This is a genomic window from Streptosporangium sp. NPDC001559, from assembly GCF_042893955.1.
Taxonomy (GTDB): Bacteria; Actinomycetota; Actinomycetes; order Streptosporangiales; family Streptosporangiaceae; genus Streptosporangium.
Genome location: NZ_JBIAVG010000003.1, coordinates 83,981 through 104,346, shown reverse-complemented (window position 1 = coordinate 104,346; position 20,366 = coordinate 83,981). Strand labels below are relative to the sequence as shown.

Below are 20,366 nucleotides of genomic sequence, written 5' to 3'. Positions count from 1 at the left end.
TCGCACCCTATACAGATCTCCGACCCCTCAACAGGCTTAGTCAGGAAATAGCCAGAAGCCCGCCATATCCCAGTCAGCTCAGCTTGGCCATACCGAAAAGCCATAACGACGGTCCCGTACGGCGGAGGCCGCGCGGGCGCCACATTGGGACACCACGGATAATCGGGGCATGTTCCCAGCCCTGTGGACGCCCTGATGCCCGCGGAGTCCTCGCAGACCCTGGAGCGCGGCCTGCGCCTGCTGCGCCTGCTCTCCGACGGCAGGCCCGGCCGGACCCCGACCGAACTGGCCGCGGAGCTGGGGCTGAGCCGCCCGACGGTCTACCGTCTGCTCACCACCCTGCAGAGCGAGGGGTTCGTCAGGCGGGACGGTGAGGGCCGTCTCCATCTGGGCTTCGGCGTCCTCGTCCTGGCCAGGGCCGTACAGCCGTTGCTGCGTGAAGGCGCCCTGCCCGCCCTGCGGCGGCTCGCCGAGGAGGTGGGGGCGACCGCGCACCTCACGGTCGCCGAGGGGGAGGACGGGCTGGCCGTCGCGGTGGTCGAACCGTCGTGGACGGACATGCACGTCGCCTACCGCGAGGGGTCGCGTCACCCGCTGTCCAAGGGGGCCGCCGGACTGGCCGTGCTCGCCCTGCGCGAAGGCCGTACGGGCCACGTGGTCACCGAGGGGCACCTCCAGGAGGGGGCCAGGGGCATCGCGGCGCCCGTGCCCGGGCTGCCGTGGCTTGAGGCGTCGGTCGGCGTGGTCTCCTTCACCCCGCTGGACCCCGACGTCGTCGGCCCCCGGGTGGCCGCGTCGGCCGTCGAACTGTCCCGGTCCCTGGCCTGACCCCGGCCTACATGGTGTTGACGATCAGGCCGATGTGGGTGAAGTAGTTCAGCGCCCCGAACAGGGTGAAGGCGATTCCGGCCACCCCCCAGCACACCCCGACGACGGTCGTGAGCCTTCCCCCCTTGGCCCGCAGCGCCAGCGGGAAGAGCACCGCGCCCAGGCCGACCAGGACGTAGAGGCCGGAGATGAACGTCGCCTCAAGCAGCGGCATGTCGGCGAAGGCTCCGGAGATGGGCTCCTGGGGTGGGGCGGCGAACAGGGTGTAGGCCCATCCGGCCGCCGCGATGCCGAAGCATCCGAGCCCCATGCCCGCGACGAACAGTGAGACGGGGCCCGCCGTACGGGCGAGCAGGGCGGGGCGGTCCAGCGCGGCGGCCAGCAGCACGCCTTTGCGCCACAGGTAGAAGGCCGCGAACAACAGCAGCACCCCGAAGGCCAGTGAGGGCTCCCCGAAGACGATGTTGTCGAAGGGGAAACCCTGCCCGGCGAGCGGCCAGGTGAGCGTCATGTGCAGGCCGGTCGTCGTGAGGATCAGGCCGAGCACCCCGAAGGCCAGGGCCCAGCCCTCGAAGTGGTCGTTGATCCTGCCGCGCAGCACCTTGTGCCCGAGTGCGACCACCAGGATCAGCCCCACGCCCGCCGCGACCGCCATGATCGTGTTGTACGTGGGCATCCTGGCCCAGTCGATCTTCAGTCCAGGGGCCGCCCCCGATATCCACATAAGGAATCATTTCCCTATGTAGTCACACCAAAACGGTCAGTAATCGCGCGAGGTGCCGTGGACCGTGTAGAGCCGGGCGATCATCTCGTTGAGCAGCTCGCGTTCGGCCGGGTCGAGGGGCGAGAGGAAGTCGGCCTCGACCTCGGTCATCCGCGTCACGGCCTCCTCGACGGCCCGTCTGCCCTCCTCGGTCAGCAGGACGAGCTGTTTGCGCCGGTCGGCCGCGCTGCGGGCCCGCCGGGCGTAGCCGAGCCGCTCCAGCTTGTCGACCACCGCGACCATCGTCGTGCGGTCGAGGCCGGACAGTTCGCACAGGTCGCGCTGTGACGCCTCCCGGTCGTGGGCGAGGCTCATCACCCGCAGTTCCTTGCCCGTTATCCGCCACCGCCGCAGTTCGTCCTCGACCCGGTCGCGGACGAGGCCGCCCAGGCGCAGGAGCAGGTAACCGGTCGCCGCGGAGATCCGCCGCTCCGCGCTCCACGTGCTCACCCGCCCAACCTACGGCCTGGGTCCGCCACGGCGTACAGGACCTCGCGCAGGCCGGGGACGTCCTCCCGGTCGGCGCGCCAGACCAGCCGCAGCGCGAGCGGGGTGGTTTCGACGGCGAGCCGTACGAGGGTGCCCTCGTCGAGCTGGGCGGAGACCGCGAAGTCGGGCAGCAGGGTGACGCCGAGACCGCGTTCGGCCCAGGCGCGCATGACGGAGACCCCGCCCGCCCTGACCCGGCGCATGTCCTGCCCGAACAGGCGCTCCCCGGCCAGCCAGAACGAGCAGGCGGGCACGTTGACCAGCAGGTCCTGGCCGCACAGGTCCCGCCTGGTCACCTCCCGTCTGCCGGAGAGCGGGTGGTCCGGGGCGGCGACGAGCACGAGCCGTACGGTCTCCAGGTCGAGGAAGTCGAGCGGCGCCGACGGCAGGCCGAAGCCGAGCCCGCCGAGCCCCTCCCCCGCGTCCAGCAGCAGCGCCGCGTCCAGGTCGCCCTCGGCGACGTCGGCCAGCAGCCGGTCCCTGGCGGCGTCGGAGCGCACCTCGACCCGCAGTTCGGGGCGTCGTACGGCCAGCCGGGTGAGGATCGCGGGCACGTGGGTCGCGGCGATGGTCTCCAGCGCGCCCAGACGCAGCTCCCGCCTGCCTCCGGCGACGTCGAGCCTGGCCTGTTCGGCCTGGTCGAGGAGCCGCCGCGCCCACGACCGCATGCGCTCACCGGCCGGGGTCAGGCCCATTCCCCTGGGGCCGCGTTCGAACAACGCCACTCCCAGGGACCTCTCCAGCACGCGGATCTGCGCCGAGACGGAGGAGGGCGCGTTGCCGAGCGCGTTGGCGGCGTCGGTGACGGTCCCGTGCCTGGCGACCGCCTCGAAGACCTGTAACTGGCGAAGCTCCATGTCCGGCGAACCCCCGCGGAGCGTTCGGATATTCCGAACGGAGCCTGCGTTCTCTCCGGTGGAGCCGTACGGCCCGGCCCACGACAGTGATCCGCATGACCATCGGTTCCACCAGGCGTTCCCTGGCGTTGTTCGGCATCTCCCTCGGCTACTTCACGGTCCTGCTCGACATGACCGTGCTCTCGGTGGCCGAACCTGATCTGGCACGCTCGCTCGGCGGCTCGGTCGCGGGCCTGCAGTGGGCCGTGTCCGGCTACACCGTCGTGTTCGGCGCCCTGTTGCTGTCCGCGGGGGCGATCAGCGACAGGTTCGGCGCGCACCGGGTCTTCCGGGTGGGCGTCGCCTTCTTCGGGACCGGCTCGCTGCTGAGCGCGCTGTCACCCGACCTGTGGACGCTGGTGGCGGCGCGGGCGCTGCTCGGCGCCGCGGCGGCGGCCTGCGTGCCCGCCTCAATGGCGATGGTCAGCACGCTCTACCCGGTTCCCGCGGAACGCGCCAGGGCCCTGTCGGTGTGGGCGGCCGTCAGCGGGGCCGCGCTGGCCGCCGGACCGATCGCCGGGGGGCTGCTGGTCGGCCTGTCCGGCTGGCGGGCCGTGTTCCTGATCAACGTCCCGCTGGCGGCGGCCGTACTGGCGATGACGGCGGGGCGCGCGGTGCGCTGCCCGCGTGGTGACCGCGGGATCGGCTGGCCCGCCCAGCTCGCGGTCTGCGTGGCCCTCGGGCTGGGTACCGACGCGCTCATCGCGCTCGGTTCGGGCGAGCCGGCCCACGCGCTGGGGTCCGGTGCCGCCGCCGTCGCCGCCGGGGTGGCCTTCGCGGCGCTTGAGCGGCGCGGCACCGAGCCGGTCCTGGCGCCCGCCGTACTGCGGGCCCCCGGTATGACGCCCGCGCTGCTGGCCGGTGCGGCGGTCAACTTCACGATGGCCGGGGTGTTGTTCGTGCTGCCGCTCCTCTTCCAGCGGATCCTGGAGCTGTCCCCCCTCGAAACCGGAGTGGCCTTCCTGCCGATGACGCTGCCGTTCGCCGTCAACCCCCTGGTCACCGGCAGGATCGTCGCCAGGTCGGGGCCGCGTGGGCCGGTGACCGCCGGCCTGGCCCTGCTGACCGCGGGCGGTGTGATCTTCGCGGTCGCGGTCACGACCGGGTCGGCCTACCCGCTCCTGGTCGCGGGTCTGCTCTGCACCGGTTTCGGGGTCTCGTTCGCGCTGCCCGCGCTGGTCACCACGGTCGTCGCGGCGGCCCCCACCGGTATGGCAGGCACCGCGGGCGGCCTGCTCAACGCGGCCAGGCAGGTCGGCGCCACCCTCGGTGTGGTCGTGATGGGCGCCCTGCTCACCCCGGCCCCCGGCGGCACGGCCCGCGCCCTCCTGGTGCCCGCCCTGCTCTGCGCGGTCGCCGCGCTCACCCTCGGGCGTTCACGGACGCCCTCCCTCAGGTGAGAGGAACTCCAGGCGGTTGCCGTGCGGGTCGACGCTGTGGAAGCGGCGCATCCCCGGGAAGTCGTCGGCGAAGTCGACCGGGTAACCGGCCTCGCCCAGACGCCGGGCCCAGTGGTCGAGATCCTCGACCATGAGGCCGGGGTGCGCCTTGCGGGCCGGGCGGAAGTCGGCCTCGACGCCCAGGTGGAGTTCGATGCCGTGCCCCCTGAACCAGCATCCGCCACGGGCCGCGAGAAGGGGAGGCTTGGGGATCTCGGTCAGGCCGAGCACCCCCTCGTAGAAGTCCCGTGACAGTTGCTCGCTCCCGGGAGGACAGGCGAGCTGCACATGATGAATCACCACAACCCCCTAATTATCTCGACATCAAGATACTTCACCCCGACACAGGAGTCCATGTTTGACATCGGCTCACTCGTTGACGGAAGGTTGTACGTATAAAGGACAACAATGTCCGATAAACGGACGAGCTTGGAGAAGCGGATGCCGTACTACCGCGTCGTGGGTGAGATTCCCCGCAAGCGACACGTGCAGTTCCGGCGGCCCGACGGCGGGCTGTACGCCGAGGAGCTGATGGGTGAGGAGGGCTTCTCCAGCGACTCCTCACTCCTCTACCACCGGTACCTGCCCACGGCGATCATCAAGGCGGAGGCGGTCGAGGCGTCCCCCTCCGCCACGCTCACCCCCAACCTTCCGCTCTCCCCCAGGCACTTCCGCACCCAGGACCTCCCGACCGGCGGTGACCTGGTCTCCGGACGCGGCCTGCTGGCGGGCAACGCCGACGTCCGCATGTCGTACGCCGCGACCGAGGCCCCCAGCGAGCTGTACCGCAACTCCATGGGCGACGAGTGCGTCTACATCGCCTCGGGACGGGTCACGTTCGAGTCCACCTACGGCGCGCTCGAAGCCGGGGAGGGCGACTACGTCGTCGTGCCGACCGGGACGATCCACCGCTGGGTCCCCCAGGGACGCGTCACGGCCTTCGTCATCGAGGCCGCCGGGCACATCAGGCCGCCCAAGCGCTACCTGTCGAAGTACGGCCAGTTCCTCGAACACGCCCCCTACTCCGAGCGCGACCTGCGCACCCCGCAGGAGCCGATGCTCGCCGAGGGCGAGGAGGTCCCGGTGCTGGTCCGCACGCGCGGCGGACTGACCCGGCTGGTCTACCGTAACCACCCCTTCGACGTGGTCGGCTGGGACGGCTGCCTGTACCCCTACGCCTTCAACATCAGCGACTTCGAACCCGTCGTGAAGCGCACCCACGCCCCGCCGCCGGTGCACCAGACCTTCGAGGGACCGAACTTCGTGGTCTGCTCGTTCTGCCCCCGGCCCCTCGACTTCCACCCCGAGGCCATCCCGATCCCCTACAACCACCACAACGTGGACTCCGACGAGCTGATGTTCTACGCGGGTGGCGACTACACCGCGCGCAAGGGCTCGGGCATCGACGTCGGCTCGATCTCGCTGCACCCCGCCGGGTTCACCCACGGCCCCCAGCCGGGCGCCGTCGAGGCCTCCGTCGAGGCCGTACGGCAGGGCCACACGCAGACGAGCGAACTGGCCGTGATGGTCGACACCTTCCGGCCCCTCGACCTCGGCTCGACCGGCCTGTCCGTCGAGGACCCCGCCTACGCCTGGACGTGGGCCCGATGACGCTCTTCGACGCCCTGGTCGACGACGCCGGGCTCTTCCCGCCGACCGCGCTGCCCATGGCCAGGGCCCTGGCCAGGCACCGCGCGGACCTCGCGGCGGGCAGCCCGGTGCTGACCCACCGTTTCCTGTGCGCGGCCAGCCGGATCGGCGAGCTGCGCGAGCACCTGGACCACCCGATCAGGCTCGGTCTCGTCCTGGACACCCCCGAACTGCCGCCGCTCGACGATCTCGACGTCGAGCTGGTCGAGGTCCCCGGACGGGTCGTGGACCTCGGTGACCTCAAGGCCCGGCTGTTCGTCGAGGTCGCCCCGGCCCGGCTGCCCTTCGCCCCGCCCCCTGGGGCGGGGCTCAAGGTCAGGTGCGGCGGGACGGTCGCCACCGCCTTCCCCTCCGCCCAGGACCTGGGCGCGTTCATCTCCCACTGCGTCGAACGCGACATCCCGTTCAAGGCGACGGCCGGGCTGCACAACGCGGTGCGCCACTTCGACCCGGCGCTCGGCGTCGACCGGCACGGCTTCCTCAACCTGGTCCTGGCGGTCTGCGCCGCCGTCGACGGCCGCGACCCGGTCACCGTGCTGGGCTCGACGGACGTGGGCGAGCTGGTACGGCTGGCCCGCGAGGTCTCCGGGGAGGTCGCGACCCGCGCCAGGCGGCTGCTGGTCTCCTACGGTTCGTGCAGCACCAGCACGCCGATCGAGGACCTGCGAGCCTTGGGGCTCATCGAGAACGCGGCAACAGTAGAGGAGAACGTGTGATGTCCTGGGGTGTCGAACACCTGCCCTACGGGGTCTTCTCCCGGCACGAGGGGGAGCCCCCACGCGTCGGGGTGCGCTACGGCGAGCACGTCGTGGACCTCGCCGGAGTCCTGCACGACGAGGTGTTCGCCACCGGCTCGCTCAACGCCTTCATGGCCAGGGGCTCGGCCGCGTGGCGGGACACCAGGACGGTGCTCCAGAACAAGCTGCGCACCGACTCCGGCGCCGTCGAGGCGCACCTGGTCCCGCTCGACCAGGTCAGGCTGCACCTGCCGTTCGAGGTGGCCGACTACGTCGACTTCTACTGCTCGCTCGACCACGCCTCCAACCTGGGCCGGATATTCCGGCCGAACGACGAGCCGCTGAAGCCGAACTGGCGCCACCTGCCCGTCGGCTACCACGGCAGGGCGGGAACCGTCGTCGTCTCCGGCACCCCGGTCGTCAGGCCGTCGGGACAGCGCGGCGCGGGGGTGTTCGGGCCGTCGGCGAAGCTGGACATCGAGGCGGAGCTGGGGTTCGTCGTCGGCACGCCGACCGCCCTCGGCGAGCGGGCGGGCCGGTTCGCCGACCACGTCTTCGGGGTGACGCTGGTCAACGACTGGAGCGCCAGGGACATCCAGGGCTGGGAGTACGTCCCGCTGGGCCCCTTCCTCGGCAAGTCCTTCGCCACCTCGGTCTCCCCGTGGATCACGCCGCTGGACGCGCTGTCCGAGGCGCGTGTCCCCGGTGTCACGCAGGATCCCGAGCCGCTTGACTATCTGCGCCGGGACGAGCCGTGGGGGCTGGACCTGACGCTGGAGGTCGCGCTGAACGGGGAGGTCGTCTCGCGGCCGCCGTACCGGGGGATGTACTGGACGCCCGACCAGATGCTCGCCCACATGACGGTCAACGGCGCGAGCCTACGCACCGGCGACCTGTACGCCAGCGGCACGGTCTCCGGTGCCGACCCCGACCAGCGGGGATCGCTGATCGAGCTGACCTGGAACGGCACGGAGCCGCTCAAGCTGCCCGACGGCTCGTCGAAGACCTTCCTCGAGGACGGCGACACGGTCACGATCACCGCGACGGCCCCCGGCCCCGACGGCACCGTGATCACCCTCGGCGAGGTCTCCGGCACCGTCCTGCCCGCGCGTTGAGTCCCTCCTGATTCGAGGGACGGGTCAGCGGACCCGTCCCTCGTCCCCCACCGGCTCCGACGAGCGCGGCACGGGCGTCAGGCGGGTCAGTGTACGAACTTCACGCTCTCGAACCGGGTGTCCGTCGAGCTTCCCGGGGAGAGTTCCTTGATGACCCTGCCGTGGCAGCTGTTTCCCTCGTACAGCAGCGCGTCACGGTTGGTCTTGTTGGTGGCCCCGGCGGAGTAACCGACGCCGTAGCAGAGGTTGTCCTTCGGCGTGAGCAAGGAGTTGGGGAGTCCGGCGGAGGTGTACTCGAAGGTTCCGGACGCGGCGGAGGCCAGGCCTGGGGTGGCCAGGACGAGTGTGGCGCAGGCGGCAAGAGCGCCCAGAGTAGTGGACATTGCACGTCGCAAGCTGATCACTCCTTGTTGTTGGCTGATCACAAAGAGTAATTGAAGGGGGGTCGAGAAACCAGGAGCCTCCACCTCCCGAGGACCGGCCGAGCCGTCCGAGGGGCCGGGTTCAGCGGACCCGCCCCTCGTCCCACACCGGCTCCGCCGACTCACGGACCCGCCCGTCGGCGCCGAAGACCAGGTAACGGTCGAAGTCGTCGGCGAACCAGCGGTCGTGGGTGACGGCCAGCACGGTCCCGTCGAAGGCGTCGAGCCCCTTCTGGAGCGCCTCGGCACTGGCCAGGTCGAGGTTGTCGGTCGGCTCGTCGAGCAGCAGCAGGGTCGCCCCGGACAGTTCGAGCAGCAGGATCTGCAGCCTGGCCTGCTGTCCGCCGGACAGCGTCTCGAACGGCCTGGCACCCGCCGGGGCCAGTTCGTAGCGGGCGAGGGCGGCCATGGCCTCGTTCAGGGTCAGCGCGTGCCCGGTGGTGATCAGTTCCGCGGGCGTACGGCCGTGGAGGTCGGGACGGACGTCGGTCTGGGTGAAATGCCCGGGGACGACCCGCGCCCCCAGCCGCACCGTCCCCGTGTGGCGCACGGAGGGGGTCGCCCCGTCCGCGGCCTGGGCCAGGAGCCTGAGGAAGTGGGACTTGCCCGAGCCGTTCGAACCCAGGACGGCCACGCGCTCGCCGTACCAGATCTCGGTGTCGAAGGACCGCATCAGGCCGGTCAGTTCGAGGTTCTCGCACAGGACCGCCCGTTTTCCGGTGCGTCCGCCCCGCAGCCTCATCCGGATGTTCTGCTCCCTGGGCGCCGCCTCCGGTGGCCCCGCCTCCTCGAACTTGACGAGCCGGGTGCGGGCGGCCCGGTAGGCGGAGGCGAGCGCGTCGTTGGCGGTCGCGCCCTGCCGCAGGGTGTGCACGGTGTGCCTGAGCCTGGCGTGTTCCTCGTCCCAGCGGCGGCGCAGTTCGTCGAGCCGCTCGACCCGGTCGGAACGCCCCTGGGCGTAGGTGGCGAACCCGCCGCCGTGCACCCAGACCCGGCGCGACTCGACGGTGACGACGCGGTCGGTGACGGTGGCCAGCAACCGCCGGTCGTGCGAGACGAGCAGGACGGTCTTGGCGGTCTCCAGCAGACGCCGTTCCAGCCACTGCTTGGCCGGGACGTCCAGGTAGTTGTCCGGCTCGTCGAGCAGGAGAACCTGGTCGGGACCGCGCAGCAGCGCCTCAAGGACGAGCCGTTTCTGCTCGCCGCCCGACAGGGTGTTCACCGGCCGGTCGCGAAGCTCCTCGTACGGCACGCCGACGGCCTCCGTCGCGCAGGTGTCCCAGACGACCTCCATGTCGTAGCCGCCCGCGTCGCCGTAGTCGGCGAGCGCCTGCGCGTAGCCGAGCTGGGCCGGCTCGTCGTCCCGCGCGGCCAGTACGGCCTCGGCGTCCCGCAGGGTGGCGACGGCCGTACGGATCGGGTCGGGGGCGACGGACAGCAGGAGATCGCGCACCGTCCTGTCGTCCCCCACCCCACCGATGAACTGCCGCATCACCCCCAGGCCGCCCGAGTGGACCACCCGCCCGGAGTCGGGCCGCAGATCACCGGCGACCAGCTTCAGCAGCGTGGTCTTCCCCGCCCCGTTGGGGCCGACGAGCCCGGCCTTGACCCCCTCACCGACCCGGAAGGACACCTCGTCGAGCAACACCCGCCCATCCGGCAACCGATACCCCACCCGCTCGACCTCGACATGCCCCACGACCCCTCCTCTCCTCACCGGACCAGCGATCGAGTCACTAGACCGTTGATCCAGTGGTCGATCACCATACTAGACTCTTCCGGCTCGGTGATCTTTCGCCTGGTCTCACACGCTGTCTGGGATAGTGACCGTGTGCGTACGGTTCACATCGAGGCCAAGCCCGACCATCTGTTGCGCCTGGCCAAGCAAAGGGACCCGATCGGCGCGGTCGCGGAGATGGTCTGGAACGCGCTGGACGCGGAGGCGAGCCTCGTCAGCATCGATCTTGAGCTCAACGAGCTGAACGGCGTGGAGTCGGTCCGCGTCACCGACAACGGTCACGGCATGCCGAACGCCTCCTGTGCGAACTACTTCGGCGGCCTGGGCGGGTCCTGGAAGACCACCGCCAAGGTCTCCCCCGAACTGAAGCGCGGGCTGCACGGACACAGCGGGCAGGGCAGGCTCCGTGCGTTCGCGCTCGGTGAGCAGGTCCGCTGGATCAGCGTCGCGAAAGCGGTGGACGGTCGGACCGAGCGAACGGTGATCAGCGGAGCGGTCGACCGGCCCGCCGACTTCGAGATCTCCGAGCCGGAGACCGTCGAGGGGTCGTGCGGGACGCGGGTTGAGGCGTCGGTTCCCGCCGATTTCGTCACCCGTCTCACCCACGAGGACACCGCCCAGCAACTGGCCTCGACCTTCGCCCCTTTCCTCGCGGCCAACCCCGACGTGCGGATCGTCTACCAGGGCACGCTCCTCGATCCGGCCATGGTGTGGACGGACACGGCCGAATACACGGTGCCCTGGTCGGAGGACGTCCACCCCGCACCGGTACTGCGTGTCATCGAATGGCCCAAGGACGTCGGGCGGGTGCTCGCCCTCTGCGACGCCAGCGGGGTCGTCCTGGACGAGCTCTCTCCCGGCATCCAGGCACCCGGCTACCACTTCACGGCGTATTTGCTGTGGGACGGCTTCGTCGAGCGCCGGGGCGATCTGCCGCTGGCGGAGATGGACGAGATCGGCCCTCTTCTCGCGCTCGCGCGGGAGAGCCTGCGCGCGCACGTCAAAAGGCGTGAGCAGGAACGCCGCGCCAGGCTCATCCACGAGTGGAAGTCCGAGGGGGTCTATCCGTACGCGGAGGAGCCCGCGGAACCGGCCCAGGCGGTCGAACGCGAGATGTTCGACGAGGTGGCCACCAGGATCTCCCGGCGCCTGCCCGGCGCGACGCAGAGCAAGAGAACCACTCTGCGACTTCTCCGGGAGATCATCGCCCGTGACCCGAGCGGGCTCTATCCGGTGCTGGACGAACTGTTCCGGCTGCCCCAGTCGGAACAGGAGGAGCTCCGGCGAATCCTCCAGCGGACGAGCCTCTCCGAGGTGATCAAGGCGACCGGGCAGGTAAGCGACCGACTCGACTTCCTGGCCGCGCTGAAGAAGCTGGTCTTCGAGCCGGAAATCAGCCGGACCGTCAGAGAGCGGAGCGAGTTGCACAGGATCCTGGAGCGTGAGACCTGGATCTTCGGCGATGCCTACGCGCTGATGGTCAGCGACCAGAGCCTGGACGCCGTACTGACACGCCACCTTGAGGAACTGGGCCGTGGCTCGGAGGTCGGCGGGTCGACACCTGTCCGCCGCGAGGACGGCAGGACGGGCATCGTCGATCTCCTGCTCGGACGCGCGCACCGTGGCAGCACGGGACGGGAACACCTCGTGGTCGAGCTCAAGGCCCCCAGAGTCAAGATCGGGCAGAGCGAGGTCGCCCAGATCAAGAGTTACGCCGAGGCGATCGTCAGCGACCCCCAGTTCCGCGACGCCCGTGTCTCATGGGACTTCTGGGTCGTCTCGACAGAGATGACGGACATCGTCAGACGGGACGCCAGCGCCCCGGACCGGCCGCCGGGCTGCATCGCCGAGTGGGGAGGCGGTGTCCGCATCTGGGCGCGCACCTGGAGCGAGATCATCGACGACTGCGAGGCTCGGCTCCACTTCTACCGTGAACGGCTGAACCACGATCCAGCCGCGGAACACGCGATGGAATACCTCCGGCGGGTGCACGGACAGGCGGCTCCGTAAGGGACTGGACCAACGATCTAGCAGCCGGACCGTCGACACTAGACTCGGTCGTGTGGACGACGACGAGGTGAGGGCATCCCGTACGGCTCGGCAGGGGGCCGGCGAGGTGTGGTTCCGGCCCGCACGGACCAGGAGGGAGGCTCCTCCGCTCAGCAGGGAGCGCATCGTGGCCGAGGCGGTCGCGCTGCTGGACGAGGAGGGGGCGGAGCGGCTGACCATGCGGCGGCTCGCCGAGCGCCTCGGCACCGGCTCGACCACGCTGTACTGGCACGTCAAGACCAAGGACGACGTGCTCGACCTCGCCCTCGACGCGATCTTCGGCGACGTCGGGCTGCCCTCGGGCGGCGGGGCGGACCGGTGGCGCGCGGACGTCACGGCCCTGATCGGCGGGTGGCGTGCCGCGCTGCTGCGCCATCCCTGGTCGGCGGCCCTGCTCGGCCGCCCCCTCATGGGGCCGAACGTCCTGGACCGCGCCGAGTTCCTGCACGCCGCGCTGGTCGCCGCGGGCTTCACCGAACCACACCTGTCCGCCGCGGCGTACGGCCTGTCCAACTACGTCATCGGCTCGGCGCTGATGCAGGCCACCTGGCTGGCGCGCGACGAGAGGGCGGCGCGGGAGGCGGCCGAGGAACACCTGCGGACGCATCGTGAGCGCTACCCCACCCTCGCCGAGTACGGCCCGCCGATCGGCAAAGACTGGGACACGGCCTTCACCATCGGACTCGACTGTCTGCTCGACGGCATCGAAACGCGGCGAAACACCCCCGCGGAATGACTACCGGGTTTCAAATATCGGCATACCGTAGGGAAGGGAACCTCCTGGACATCCGAGCCGTTCATTATTAAGGAGGGCCGGAGATGGATTACTGGGTCATTTGGTTAATTCTCGCGGTAGTGCTCGGCGTCGCTGAGATCTTCACGCTGACCACCGCCCTCGGTCTTCTCGGCGGCGCCGCGCTGATCACCTCCGTCACCGCCGCCCTCGGCCTGCCGCTTCCCCTTCAGTTCCTGGTGTTCGCGGCCGCCATGGTGATGGGAATGGTCGTGGTACGGCCCATCGCCAGACGCCACCTCATGCCGCCGCCCGCCGACAGACGGTTCGGCGTCCAGGCCCTCGTCGGCAAGTCCGCCTACGCCCTGAGCGAGGTGACCGGCAGGGACGGCCGGGTCAGGATCGGCGGCGAGGAATGGTCCGCGAGAGCGTACGACGAGACGCTGGTGATCCCGGCGGGAGCCGTCGTCGACGTCATCGAGATCGAGGGTGCGACAGCGCTCGTCTATCCCCGGGACTGACATCCTCCCCGCCCGAAGCGGGGGATTCCAACAGCGACCACTCAACGAGGAGGAGGTCACATTGAGGTTCACGGTTCTCAGGCCCACCCAGCAGCGAGCCTCCCCGCGCGACAACGGCATACCTTGCCGTTCCGGCTTCCCTTCCCGCCCTGAAGGACGAGACCTCCAACTTGTAGACGACAGGTGACCACATGGACCCACTGCTGATCGCCGGACTGCTCGTCGTGCTGTTCGCCGTGTTCACGGTGCTGCGCGCGGTGCGCATCGTCCCTCAGTCCCGGGCACGCAACGTGGAGCGGCTCGGCCGCTACCAGACCACGCTCAAGCCCGGCCTGAACTTCGTGATCCCCTACATCGACCGTGTCTACCCGATGATCGACCTGCGCGAGCAGGTGGTCTCCTTCCGCCCGCAGCCGGTGATCACCGAGGACAACCTCGTCGTCGAGATCGACACGGTTCTGTACTTCCAGGTCACCGACCCGAGGGCGGCGGCCTACGAGATCGCCGACTACATCCAGGCCGTCGAACAGCTCACGGTCACCACCCTGCGCAACGTCGTCGGCTCACTCGACCTGGAGATGACGCTCACCTCCCGCGACACGATCAACAGCCAGTTGCGCGGTGTGCTGGACGAGGCGACCGGCAAGTGGGGCATCAGGGTGAACCGGGTCGAGATCAAGGCGATCGACCCGCCCAAGACCATCAAGGAGGCGATGGAGAAGCAGATGCGCGCCGAACGGGACAAGCGCGCCGCGATCCTCACCGCCGAGGGACAGCGCCAGTCCCAGATCCTCACCGCCGAGGGTGACAAGCAGAGCGCGATCCTGCGCGCCGAGGGTGAGCGCAGCGCCGCGATCCTCAAGGCCCAGGGCCAGTCCCAGGCGATCGACGAGGTCTTCCAGGCCGTCCACCGCAACGACCCCGACCCCAAGCTGCTGGCCTACCAGTACCTCCAGGTACTGCCCGAGCTGGCCAAGGGCCAGGGCAACACGTTCTGGGTGATTCCCAGCGAGGTCACCTCCGCGCTCCAGGGCGTGTCGAAGGCCTTCACCGAGTCGCTGCCCCGGTCGAGCGCGACCAGGGAGATCCCCGCGATCGACGAGGCCGCCAGGGAGGCGACCGAGCGGGAGACCGCCCAGGCCGAGCAGGCCGCCGCGGATGCGGTCGCCGAGGCCGCGGAGAGCGACATCGGCCCCCGCCAGATCGGCCCCGGTGTGCCTCCGATGCCCGACCCCCTGGAGACGAGGAACCGGGACAGAGCCGAACGCTAGATCCCTGGAAGATCCCCTCGGGCGCGGAGGAAAAGCCCAGCTCGGCACAAGCGTGAAGCAATGCTGTGGGACGGGTTAAGAAAACCGCGATGGACACCTCGGGAACCGGCCCGGCACAGTGCGTAGGGTCGGAAGCTGAGGGGGGATCTTCTATGAAAGCGCTGGTCAAGGAGAAGGCGGAGCCCGGACTCCGGCTGGCCGAAGTGCCCGAGCCGGTCCTGGGTGCGGGTGAGGTGCTGATCAGGGTGCTGCGCACCGGCATCTGCGGCACCGACCTGCACATCCGTGGTTTCGACGCCTGGGCCAGGCACACCCTGCGGCCCCCGCTGATCGTCGGGCACGAGTTCTGCGGCGAGGTCGTCGAGGTGGCGCCCGGCGTCGAGGACGTCGCGGTCGGCGACCTGGTCAGCGGGGAGGGGCACCTGGTCTGCGGCAAGTGCCGTAACTGCATGGCCGGGCGGCGGCACCTGTGCCGCAACACGGTCGGTCTCGGGGTCAACCGTGACGGCGCCTTCGCCGAGTACCTGACGCTTCCCGCGTCCAACGTCTGGGTGCACAGGACCCCGGTCGATCCGGATGTGGCGGCGATCTTCGATCCGTTCGGCAACGCCGTACACACCGCGTTGACCTTCCCGATGGTCGGCGAGGACGTGCTGATCACCGGGGCCGGGCCGATCGGGCTGATGGCCGCCGCGGTGGCCACGCACATCGGGGCCCGCAACGTGGTCGTCACCGACGTCAGCCCCGAACGGCTGGAGCTGGCGGGCAAGCTGGGCGTGAACCTGGCGCTGAACGTGGCGGAACGTTCCATCGCGGACGGCATGCACGAACTGGGCCTGCGCGAGGGCTTCGACGTCGGCCTGGAGATGTCCGGGAATCCGAGGGCGCTCCGTGACATGATCGCCAACATGACGCACGGCGGCAGGATCGCCATGCTCGGCCTGCCCGCCGAGGAGTTCGCGGTCGACTTCTCGACCGTCGTCACCTCGATGCTCACCATCAAGGGCATCTACGGCAGAGAGATGTACGAGACGTGGTACTCCATGTCGGTTCTCCTGGAGAAGGGGCTTGACCTGTCCCCCGTCATCACCGACCGCTTCTCCCACCGCGACTTCGACGCGGCCTTCGACACCGCGGCGAGCGGCAAGACCGGAAAAGTCATCATGGATTGGACCGCCTGATGTTCGACAACGTCCGCGCCGACCTGCGTGACACCCTCGACGAGATCGCCGCCGCCGGGCTGCTCAAACCCGAGCGGGTCATCACCACCCCCCAGCGGGCGGACATCGCCGTCGCCGGAGGCGGCGAGGTGCTGAACTTCTGCGCCAACAACTACCTCGGCCTGGCCGACCACCCCGAAGTGGTCAACGCGGCCAGGGAGGCGCTCGACCGCTGGGGCTTCGGCATGGCCTCGGTGCGTTTCATCTGCGGCACCCAGGAGGTGCACAAGCAGCTTGAGGCACGGCTGGCCGACTTCCTCGGCCAGGAGGACACGGTCCTGTACAGCTCCTGTTTCGACGCCAACGGCGGGGTCTTCGAGACGCTGCTCGACGAACGGGACGCGGTGATCTCCGACGCGCTCAACCACGCGAGCATCATCGACGGCATCCGGCTGAGCAAGGCCCGCCGCCTGCGCTACGCCAACCGCGACATGGCCGACCTCGAAGCCAGGCTCAAGGAGGCCTCGGACGCCCGGCGCAGGCTGGTCGTCACCGACGGTGTGTTCTCCATGGACGGCTACGTCGCGCCGTTGCGTGAGATCTGCGACCTAGCCGAGCGGTACGAGGCCATGGTGATGGTCGACGACTCGCACGCGGTCGGCTTCGTCGGCGCCGGCGGCCGGGGCACCCCCGAGCTGCACGGCGTCATGGACCGCGTGGACATCATCACCGGCACCCTCGGCAAGGCGCTCGGCGGCGCCAGCGGCGGCTACGTCTCGGCGCGCAGGGAGATCTGCGAGCTGCTGCGCCAGCGGTCCCGCCCCTACCTGTTCTCCAACTCGCTCGCCCCGGCCATCGCCGCCGCCTCGTTGCGCGTCCTCGACCTGATCAGCACCTCCGACGACGCCCGGGTACGGCTGCGCGCCAACACCGAGCGGTTCCGCACCCGGATGACCGAGGCCGGGTTCGACCTGCTGCCCGGCGACCACCCCATCGTCCCCGTCATGATCGGCGACGCGGCCGAGGCCGGCGCCATGGCCGAACGGCTGCTCGAACAGGGCGTCTACGTGATCGGTTTCTCCTATCCCGTCGTACCGCACGGCAAGGCCCGCATCCGGGTCCAGTTGTCCGCGGCCCACTCGCTCGATGACGTGGACCGTGCCGTGGAGGCGTTCGTCGCGGCCAGGAGGTGACCTCTCCCGGCCCTGACGGTTGACGAAAGTCAACGCACACCGGCGACGATCGGCGGCTGTGTGCCATACCCCCTGATTTCTACCTTCGTAGGGTCGTTGACCAGGGGATATGCGGAGGGGCCATGGACGGCGGACTGTATCGGGACGTCGTGGAACTCGCGGCGCGAACGCCGGAGTGGTTTCGGGGGCTGGCGGAGACGGGCACCGACGGGATGCTCGTGGTGTTCGCCGTGTTGTCCCTGTGGGTGTGGTGGCGGGCCAGGAGAGGCTCCGCCGGGACGATGGCGCTGGCGTTGCTCGGCCCGGTGGGTACGGTGACCGCCTACGTGGTCAGCGAGGTCGTCAAGGTGGTGCTGCGGGAGGATCGGCCGTGCCGGGCGCTGCGCGGGGTGTCCACGATCGTGCCGTGCCCGCCGTACGGGGACTGGTCCCTGCCGAGCAACCACGCGACGCTCGCGGCCGGAGCGGCGGCCGGGCTGGTGCTCGCCTGGCGGGCGCTGGCGCCGTACGTGGTGGTGCTGGCGCTGCTGGGCGGGGCGTCACGGGTGTTCGTCGGCGCGCACTACCCGCATGACGTGGTGGTGGGGTTGCTGCTCGGCGGGGTGCTGACGCCGGTCGTGGTGCTCGCGCTCAGCGGTCCCGCGACCGCGCTGGTCGAACGGCTGCGCGGGCTGGCGGCGCTGCGCCCGTTGCTGCTCGCCTCCGGCGGCCTCACGCCTGAGGCCCGCTCCGGCCCGGGTCGCCCTCACTCACCGTCCGCCCGCCGTACCGGATGACCACTCCCGAGGCCCGCTTCCGGCCCGGGTCGTCCTCACTCGCGGCGCACCAGCCGGGCGTCGTGAGCGACGACCGCGGCCTGGACTCGGTTGCGCACGCCCAGGCGGCCCAGGATCGTGCTGGTGTAGGTCTTGACGCTGCCCTCGGCCAGATGGAGACGGCGGGCGATCTCCGCGTTGGACAGTCCGGCGCCGATCAGCGCGAGCACCTCCTGTTCACGGTTGGTCAGCACCGCGACCCGGTCACGGGCCTCCGCCGTCCTGGACAGGTCGTCACCGGTCAGCTCCCTGATGACCCGGGCCGCCACGCTGGGTGAGAGGTAGGCGCCGCCCCCGGCCACCGCCCGGACCCCGAGCAGGAACTCCCTCGGGTCTCCGGTCTTGAGCAGGAATCCGGTGGCGCCGTCGGCGAGGGCACGGGAGATGTAGGAGTCCTTGCTGAACGTGGTCATGATCAGCACCGCCGTCGCGGGTGCCACGGCACGCAGTTCGGCGGTGGCGGCCAGGCCGTCCAGGCGCGGCATGCGGATGTCGACCAGCGCCACGTCCGGCCGGTGGGCGCGCACCGCCTCGACCAGCTCCCGCCCGTCGGCGGCCTCGGCGACCACCTCGATCTCCGGATCCGCCGACAGGATCATCCGCACCCCGGCACGGACCACCGCCTCGTCGTCGGCCAGCACCACTCGCACCACCGTCGTCCCCTTTCACCAACCCCAAGAACCTCACCCGCGGCCCTGCGGAACCTTCATACGGGAACCTGCGGACCTCACACGTGACCCCGCAGGACCTTCACGCGACCCCGCGGGACCCTCGCGTGGCCTCTACGGGCTCCGGTCCGCGGGCAGGAAGTCCTTGCTCGCCAGGCGGCCGTCCGAAAAGCACAGCCGGAACAGCTCACGGTGCGAGGCGTCGAAGGGGTTGGCGTGGGTGCCGTAGTAACGGCAGTCCGCCCCCTGTGGCCTGGCCGGTTCGCCGGGCACCGGCCCGTCGATGCGGGAACGGCCGGGCAGCACCCGCGCCACGGCCGCCTGGTCCTGGCCGGGACGCAGTCGCTGGAAATCTTCGGGGGTCAGCACCGAGGACGCGGCGTCGTAGACCATGAAGGCCACCACCACCAGGGTGACCACCGTGACGGCGGTGACGGCGGTGACGATCGCGGTGACGCGCGTGCGACGCGCCCTGAGCCGTGCCCTGGCCAGATGGGTCGCGGAGACCGAGACCGGACCCGGCTCTGCGATCGGTCCCGGCGCGTGGGGCAGGCGCGCGCTCACCTCGAACCCCTCGCCGGGTTCCCCGGCGGGCACGGCGCCCGCTCCCTCTCCGGGCTCCCGGCCGACCCCTCCCCCGAGCCCCGCGCCCTTTGCGAGCTCCCCGGACTCCCTGAGCCCCCCGGGTTCCCCGAACCCCTCGCCCTTCGGCCCCGCCCGCAGGGAGCCGCCGCACAGCCGGACCCGCTCCCTGAGCCCCTCAAGCCCGTGTCCGCCGGACGTGTGACCCTGAGGGCGGCGTGCCGGACCCGTGGTCACCGTGACCACGGTCTCCGTGGCCAGGTGCTCGACCGTCACGGTGACCGGAGCGCCGGGGGCGTGCTTGGCGGAGTTGGTCAGGCCTTCCTGCACCACCCGCCGCAACGCCCGCTCGGCCATGGCCGGAAGAGGGCCGCCTGAGAGAGGGCCGTCCGGGCGGGAGCCGTCCGGGAAGGGGCCGTCGCCCACGGTCCTCAGCCCGACCCGCATGCCCGCGGCCCTGGCCCGCTCGACCAGCTCGGGGACGCTCTCCTCCTGGGCGGTCCCGGTGTCGTGGCGCAGCATGTCCACGATCTCCTGCAGCCGCTCCGAGGCGGCCGTGACCGCCCTGCGCGCCTCGCCCGCCGCCAGCCGGTAACGCTCGTCGAGGCCGGGAGCCACCTCAAGCCCGCCGATCCGCAGCGCGACCAGCCCGAGTTCGTGCCCGAGCAGGTCGTGCATGTCACCGGCGATGCGGGTGCGCTCGCGGGCCCTGGCCTGCTCGGCGATGAGCCGCTGGGCGCGTTCGAGCTCCTCGGCCCGTTCCCAGCCCTCCCGCGCCAGCAGCAGGTACTGCCTGCGGGCGCGTCCCGCCAGCCATGGCACGACCGCGCCCAGCACGGTGCCAGAGACCGCGACGAACCCGGCTCCCGCGTCCCTGACCAGCGGTGTCACCGTCCCCGCCAGGACCAGCAGCCCGCCGAGCGCGGCCACCGCCTGACCGGCCCTGGCCATCCGGACCCCGGCGAGGTAGGCGAACACCGCCATCGCCGCCAACACCGTGAACGGGTTGCCGCGTGTCGCCTCGACCAGCCACAGCCCCGACCCCAGCAGCATCGCCGCCAGCGGCCGGGAGCGGCCGAGCACCACCCCGACGCCGATCACCGCCAGGCAGGTGAACGCCCCCCACCACGCGAGGGGATGGGCGGTCCTTGAGGTGAACCCGGCCAGCAGCACCGGCACGGCCAACGACGCCCACAGCAGCACCGCCGTGAGCGTCCTTCCCCCTGTCCCCGTAGCCATCCCGGCAACGTTATCCACCCCCGAGGGGTGCTCCCATCGCCGAAAGTCAACCTGTGGA

20 protein-coding genes are annotated in these 20,366 nt (G+C 70.6%); 12 read left to right on the top strand and 8 right to left on the bottom strand.

Annotated elements, in window-relative coordinates; all coding sequences use genetic code 11:
* The first annotated feature begins 195 nt into the window (after positions 1-195).
* Entirely contained in the window at positions 196-828 is a 633-nt protein-coding gene (locus ACFYY8_RS07495; RefSeq protein ID WP_390038186.1) for an IclR family transcriptional regulator, read from the top strand.
* A gap of 7 nt (positions 829-835) precedes the next feature.
* On the opposite strand, the gene ACFYY8_RS07490 is transcribed toward ACFYY8_RS07495, so the two are convergent.
* From ACFYY8_RS07490 to ACFYY8_RS07480, 3 genes are all read right to left on the bottom strand, one after another.
* A complete protein-coding gene (locus tag ACFYY8_RS07490; protein ID WP_390038184.1) occupies positions 836-1,504 on the bottom strand; it encodes a DUF981 family protein in 669 nt (222 codons plus the stop codon).
* Positions 1,505-1,588: 84 nt separating this feature from the next.
* On the bottom strand, positions 1,589-2,041 hold the full coding sequence (locus ACFYY8_RS07485) for a MarR family winged helix-turn-helix transcriptional regulator (RefSeq protein WP_390038182.1): 453 nt from the start codon (positions 2,039-2,041) through the stop codon (positions 1,589-1,591).
* The gene (locus ACFYY8_RS07480; RefSeq protein ID WP_390038180.1) at positions 2,038-2,937 is read right to left on the bottom strand and encodes a LysR family transcriptional regulator; all 900 of its coding nucleotides are present in this window, start codon (positions 2,935-2,937) and stop codon (positions 2,038-2,040) included. Before ACFYY8_RS07480 ends, ACFYY8_RS07485 begins: the two co-directional genes overlap by 4 nt.
* Positions 2,938-3,032: 95 nt before the next feature.
* Here ACFYY8_RS07480 and ACFYY8_RS07475 point away from each other — a divergent pair, with 95 nt between their 5' ends.
* The gene (locus ACFYY8_RS07475) at positions 3,033-4,376 is read left to right on the top strand and encodes an MFS transporter (protein ID WP_390038178.1); all 1,344 of its coding nucleotides are present in this window, start codon (positions 3,033-3,035) and stop codon (positions 4,374-4,376) included.
* Here ACFYY8_RS07475 and ACFYY8_RS07470 read toward each other — a convergent pair.
* Positions 4,353-4,715 (bottom strand): VOC family protein, encoded by a 363-nt coding sequence (locus tag ACFYY8_RS07470; RefSeq protein WP_390038176.1) that lies wholly within the window; start codon positions 4,713-4,715, stop codon positions 4,353-4,355. The two genes, ACFYY8_RS07475 and ACFYY8_RS07470, sit on opposite strands and share 24 nt — an antisense overlap.
* Before the next feature lie 141 nt (positions 4,716-4,856).
* Here ACFYY8_RS07470 and ACFYY8_RS07465 point away from each other — a divergent pair, with 141 nt between their 5' ends.
* The 3 genes from ACFYY8_RS07465 to fahA are packed head-to-tail and all read left to right on the top strand — an operon-like array spanning position 4,857 to position 7,917.
* Positions 4,857-6,026, top strand: a complete 1,170-nt coding sequence (locus ACFYY8_RS07465) for a homogentisate 1,2-dioxygenase (RefSeq protein WP_352014251.1) — start codon at positions 4,857-4,859, stop codon at positions 6,024-6,026.
* Positions 6,023-6,781 carry a hypothetical protein gene (locus ACFYY8_RS07460; RefSeq protein WP_390038174.1) on the top strand — a complete coding sequence of 253 codons (759 nt, stop codon included), beginning with the start codon at positions 6,023-6,025 and terminating at the stop codon, positions 6,779-6,781. Before ACFYY8_RS07465 ends, ACFYY8_RS07460 begins: the two co-directional genes overlap by 4 nt.
* Positions 6,781-7,917 (top strand): fumarylacetoacetase, encoded by a 1,137-nt coding sequence (gene fahA / locus ACFYY8_RS07455; RefSeq protein WP_390038172.1) that lies wholly within the window; start codon positions 6,781-6,783, stop codon positions 7,915-7,917. Before ACFYY8_RS07460 ends, fahA begins: the two co-directional genes overlap by 1 nt.
* An 86-nt stretch (positions 7,918-8,003) precedes the next feature.
* On the opposite strand, the gene ACFYY8_RS07450 is transcribed toward fahA, so the two are convergent.
* Positions 8,004-8,312, bottom strand: a complete 309-nt coding sequence (locus ACFYY8_RS07450; RefSeq protein WP_390038170.1) for a hypothetical protein — start codon at positions 8,310-8,312, stop codon at positions 8,004-8,006.
* 109 nt (positions 8,313-8,421) lie between these two features.
* Positions 8,422-10,038 carry an ABC-F family ATP-binding cassette domain-containing protein gene (locus ACFYY8_RS07445; protein WP_390038168.1) on the bottom strand — a complete coding sequence of 539 codons (1,617 nt, stop codon included), beginning with the start codon at positions 10,036-10,038 and terminating at the stop codon, positions 8,422-8,424.
* Between the two features lie 132 nt (positions 10,039-10,170).
* On the opposite strand from ACFYY8_RS07445, the gene ACFYY8_RS07440 reads away from it, so the two are divergent.
* The 7 genes from ACFYY8_RS07440 (at position 10,171) to ACFYY8_RS07410 (ending at position 17,780) form a co-directional block, all read left to right on the top strand.
* Positions 10,171-12,087, top strand: a complete 1,917-nt coding sequence (locus ACFYY8_RS07440; RefSeq protein ID WP_390038166.1) for an ATP-binding protein — start codon at positions 10,171-10,173, stop codon at positions 12,085-12,087.
* A gap of 52 nt (positions 12,088-12,139) precedes the next feature.
* Complete coding sequence (locus ACFYY8_RS07435; RefSeq protein WP_390038164.1) at positions 12,140-12,862, top strand: TetR/AcrR family transcriptional regulator C-terminal domain-containing protein; 723 nt, start codon at positions 12,140-12,142, stop codon at positions 12,860-12,862.
* 83 nt (positions 12,863-12,945) lie between these two features.
* A complete protein-coding gene (locus tag ACFYY8_RS07430) occupies positions 12,946-13,380 on the top strand; it encodes an NfeD family protein (protein WP_390038162.1) in 435 nt (144 codons plus the stop codon).
* A 191-nt stretch (positions 13,381-13,571) separates the two neighbouring features.
* Positions 13,572-14,651, top strand: coding sequence for an SPFH domain-containing protein (locus tag ACFYY8_RS07425; RefSeq protein ID WP_390038160.1), 1,080 nt, complete (start codon positions 13,572-13,574; stop codon positions 14,649-14,651).
* Between the two features lie 152 nt (positions 14,652-14,803).
* Positions 14,804-15,832 carry an L-threonine 3-dehydrogenase gene (gene tdh / locus ACFYY8_RS07420; protein ID WP_390038158.1) on the top strand — a complete coding sequence of 343 codons (1,029 nt, stop codon included), beginning with the start codon at positions 14,804-14,806 and terminating at the stop codon, positions 15,830-15,832.
* A complete protein-coding gene (locus ACFYY8_RS07415; RefSeq protein WP_390038156.1) occupies positions 15,832-17,004 on the top strand; it encodes a glycine C-acetyltransferase in 1,173 nt (390 codons plus the stop codon). Before tdh ends, ACFYY8_RS07415 begins: the two co-directional genes overlap by 1 nt.
* A 122-nt stretch (positions 17,005-17,126) precedes the next feature.
* The gene (locus ACFYY8_RS07410; RefSeq protein WP_390038154.1) at positions 17,127-17,780 is read left to right on the top strand and encodes a phosphatase PAP2 family protein; all 654 of its coding nucleotides are present in this window, start codon (positions 17,127-17,129) and stop codon (positions 17,778-17,780) included.
* A 35-nt stretch (positions 17,781-17,815) separates the two neighbouring features.
* Here ACFYY8_RS07410 and ACFYY8_RS07405 read toward each other — a convergent pair whose 3' ends face one another.
* Positions 17,816-18,472, bottom strand: a complete 657-nt coding sequence (locus ACFYY8_RS07405; protein ID WP_390038152.1) for a response regulator — start codon at positions 18,470-18,472, stop codon at positions 17,816-17,818.
* Positions 18,473-18,601: 129 nt separating this feature from the next.
* Positions 18,602-20,308, bottom strand: coding sequence for a sensor histidine kinase (locus ACFYY8_RS07400; protein ID WP_390038150.1), 1,707 nt, complete (start codon positions 20,306-20,308; stop codon positions 18,602-18,604).
* Positions 20,309-20,366: the final 58 nt, after the last annotated feature.

Excerpts from the sequence above, each read along its gene's own strand:
- ACFYY8_RS07475 (WP_390038178.1), top strand. The coding sequence starts at position 3,033 with ATGACCATCGGTTCCACCAGGCGTTCCCTGGCGTTGTTCGGCATCTCC.
- ACFYY8_RS07460 (WP_390038174.1), top strand. The coding sequence starts at position 6,023 with ATGACGCTCTTCGACGCCCTGGTCGACGACGCCGGGCTCTTCCCGCCG.
- ACFYY8_RS07490 (WP_390038184.1), bottom strand. The coding sequence starts at position 1,504 with ATGCCCACGTACAACACGATCATGGCGGTCGCGGCGGGCGTGGGGCTG.
- tdh (WP_390038158.1), top strand. The coding sequence starts at position 14,804 with ATGAAAGCGCTGGTCAAGGAGAAGGCGGAGCCCGGACTCCGGCTGGCC.
- ACFYY8_RS07465 (WP_352014251.1), top strand. The coding sequence starts at position 4,857 with ATGCCGTACTACCGCGTCGTGGGTGAGATTCCCCGCAAGCGACACGTG.
- ACFYY8_RS07430 (WP_390038162.1), top strand. The coding sequence starts at position 12,946 with ATGGATTACTGGGTCATTTGGTTAATTCTCGCGGTAGTGCTCGGCGTC.
- ACFYY8_RS07425 (WP_390038160.1), top strand. The coding sequence starts at position 13,572 with ATGGACCCACTGCTGATCGCCGGACTGCTCGTCGTGCTGTTCGCCGTG.
- ACFYY8_RS07410 (WP_390038154.1), top strand. The coding sequence starts at position 17,127 with ATGGACGGCGGACTGTATCGGGACGTCGTGGAACTCGCGGCGCGAACG.
- fahA (WP_390038172.1), top strand. The coding sequence starts at position 6,781 with ATGTCCTGGGGTGTCGAACACCTGCCCTACGGGGTCTTCTCCCGGCAC.
- ACFYY8_RS07480 (WP_390038180.1), bottom strand. The coding sequence starts at position 2,937 with ATGGAGCTTCGCCAGTTACAGGTCTTCGAGGCGGTCGCCAGGCACGGG.
- ACFYY8_RS07415 (WP_390038156.1), top strand. The coding sequence starts at position 15,832 with ATGTTCGACAACGTCCGCGCCGACCTGCGTGACACCCTCGACGAGATC.
- ACFYY8_RS07400 (WP_390038150.1), bottom strand. The coding sequence starts at position 20,308 with ATGGCTACGGGGACAGGGGGAAGGACGCTCACGGCGGTGCTGCTGTGG.
- ACFYY8_RS07495 (WP_390038186.1), top strand. The coding sequence starts at position 196 with ATGCCCGCGGAGTCCTCGCAGACCCTGGAGCGCGGCCTGCGCCTGCTG.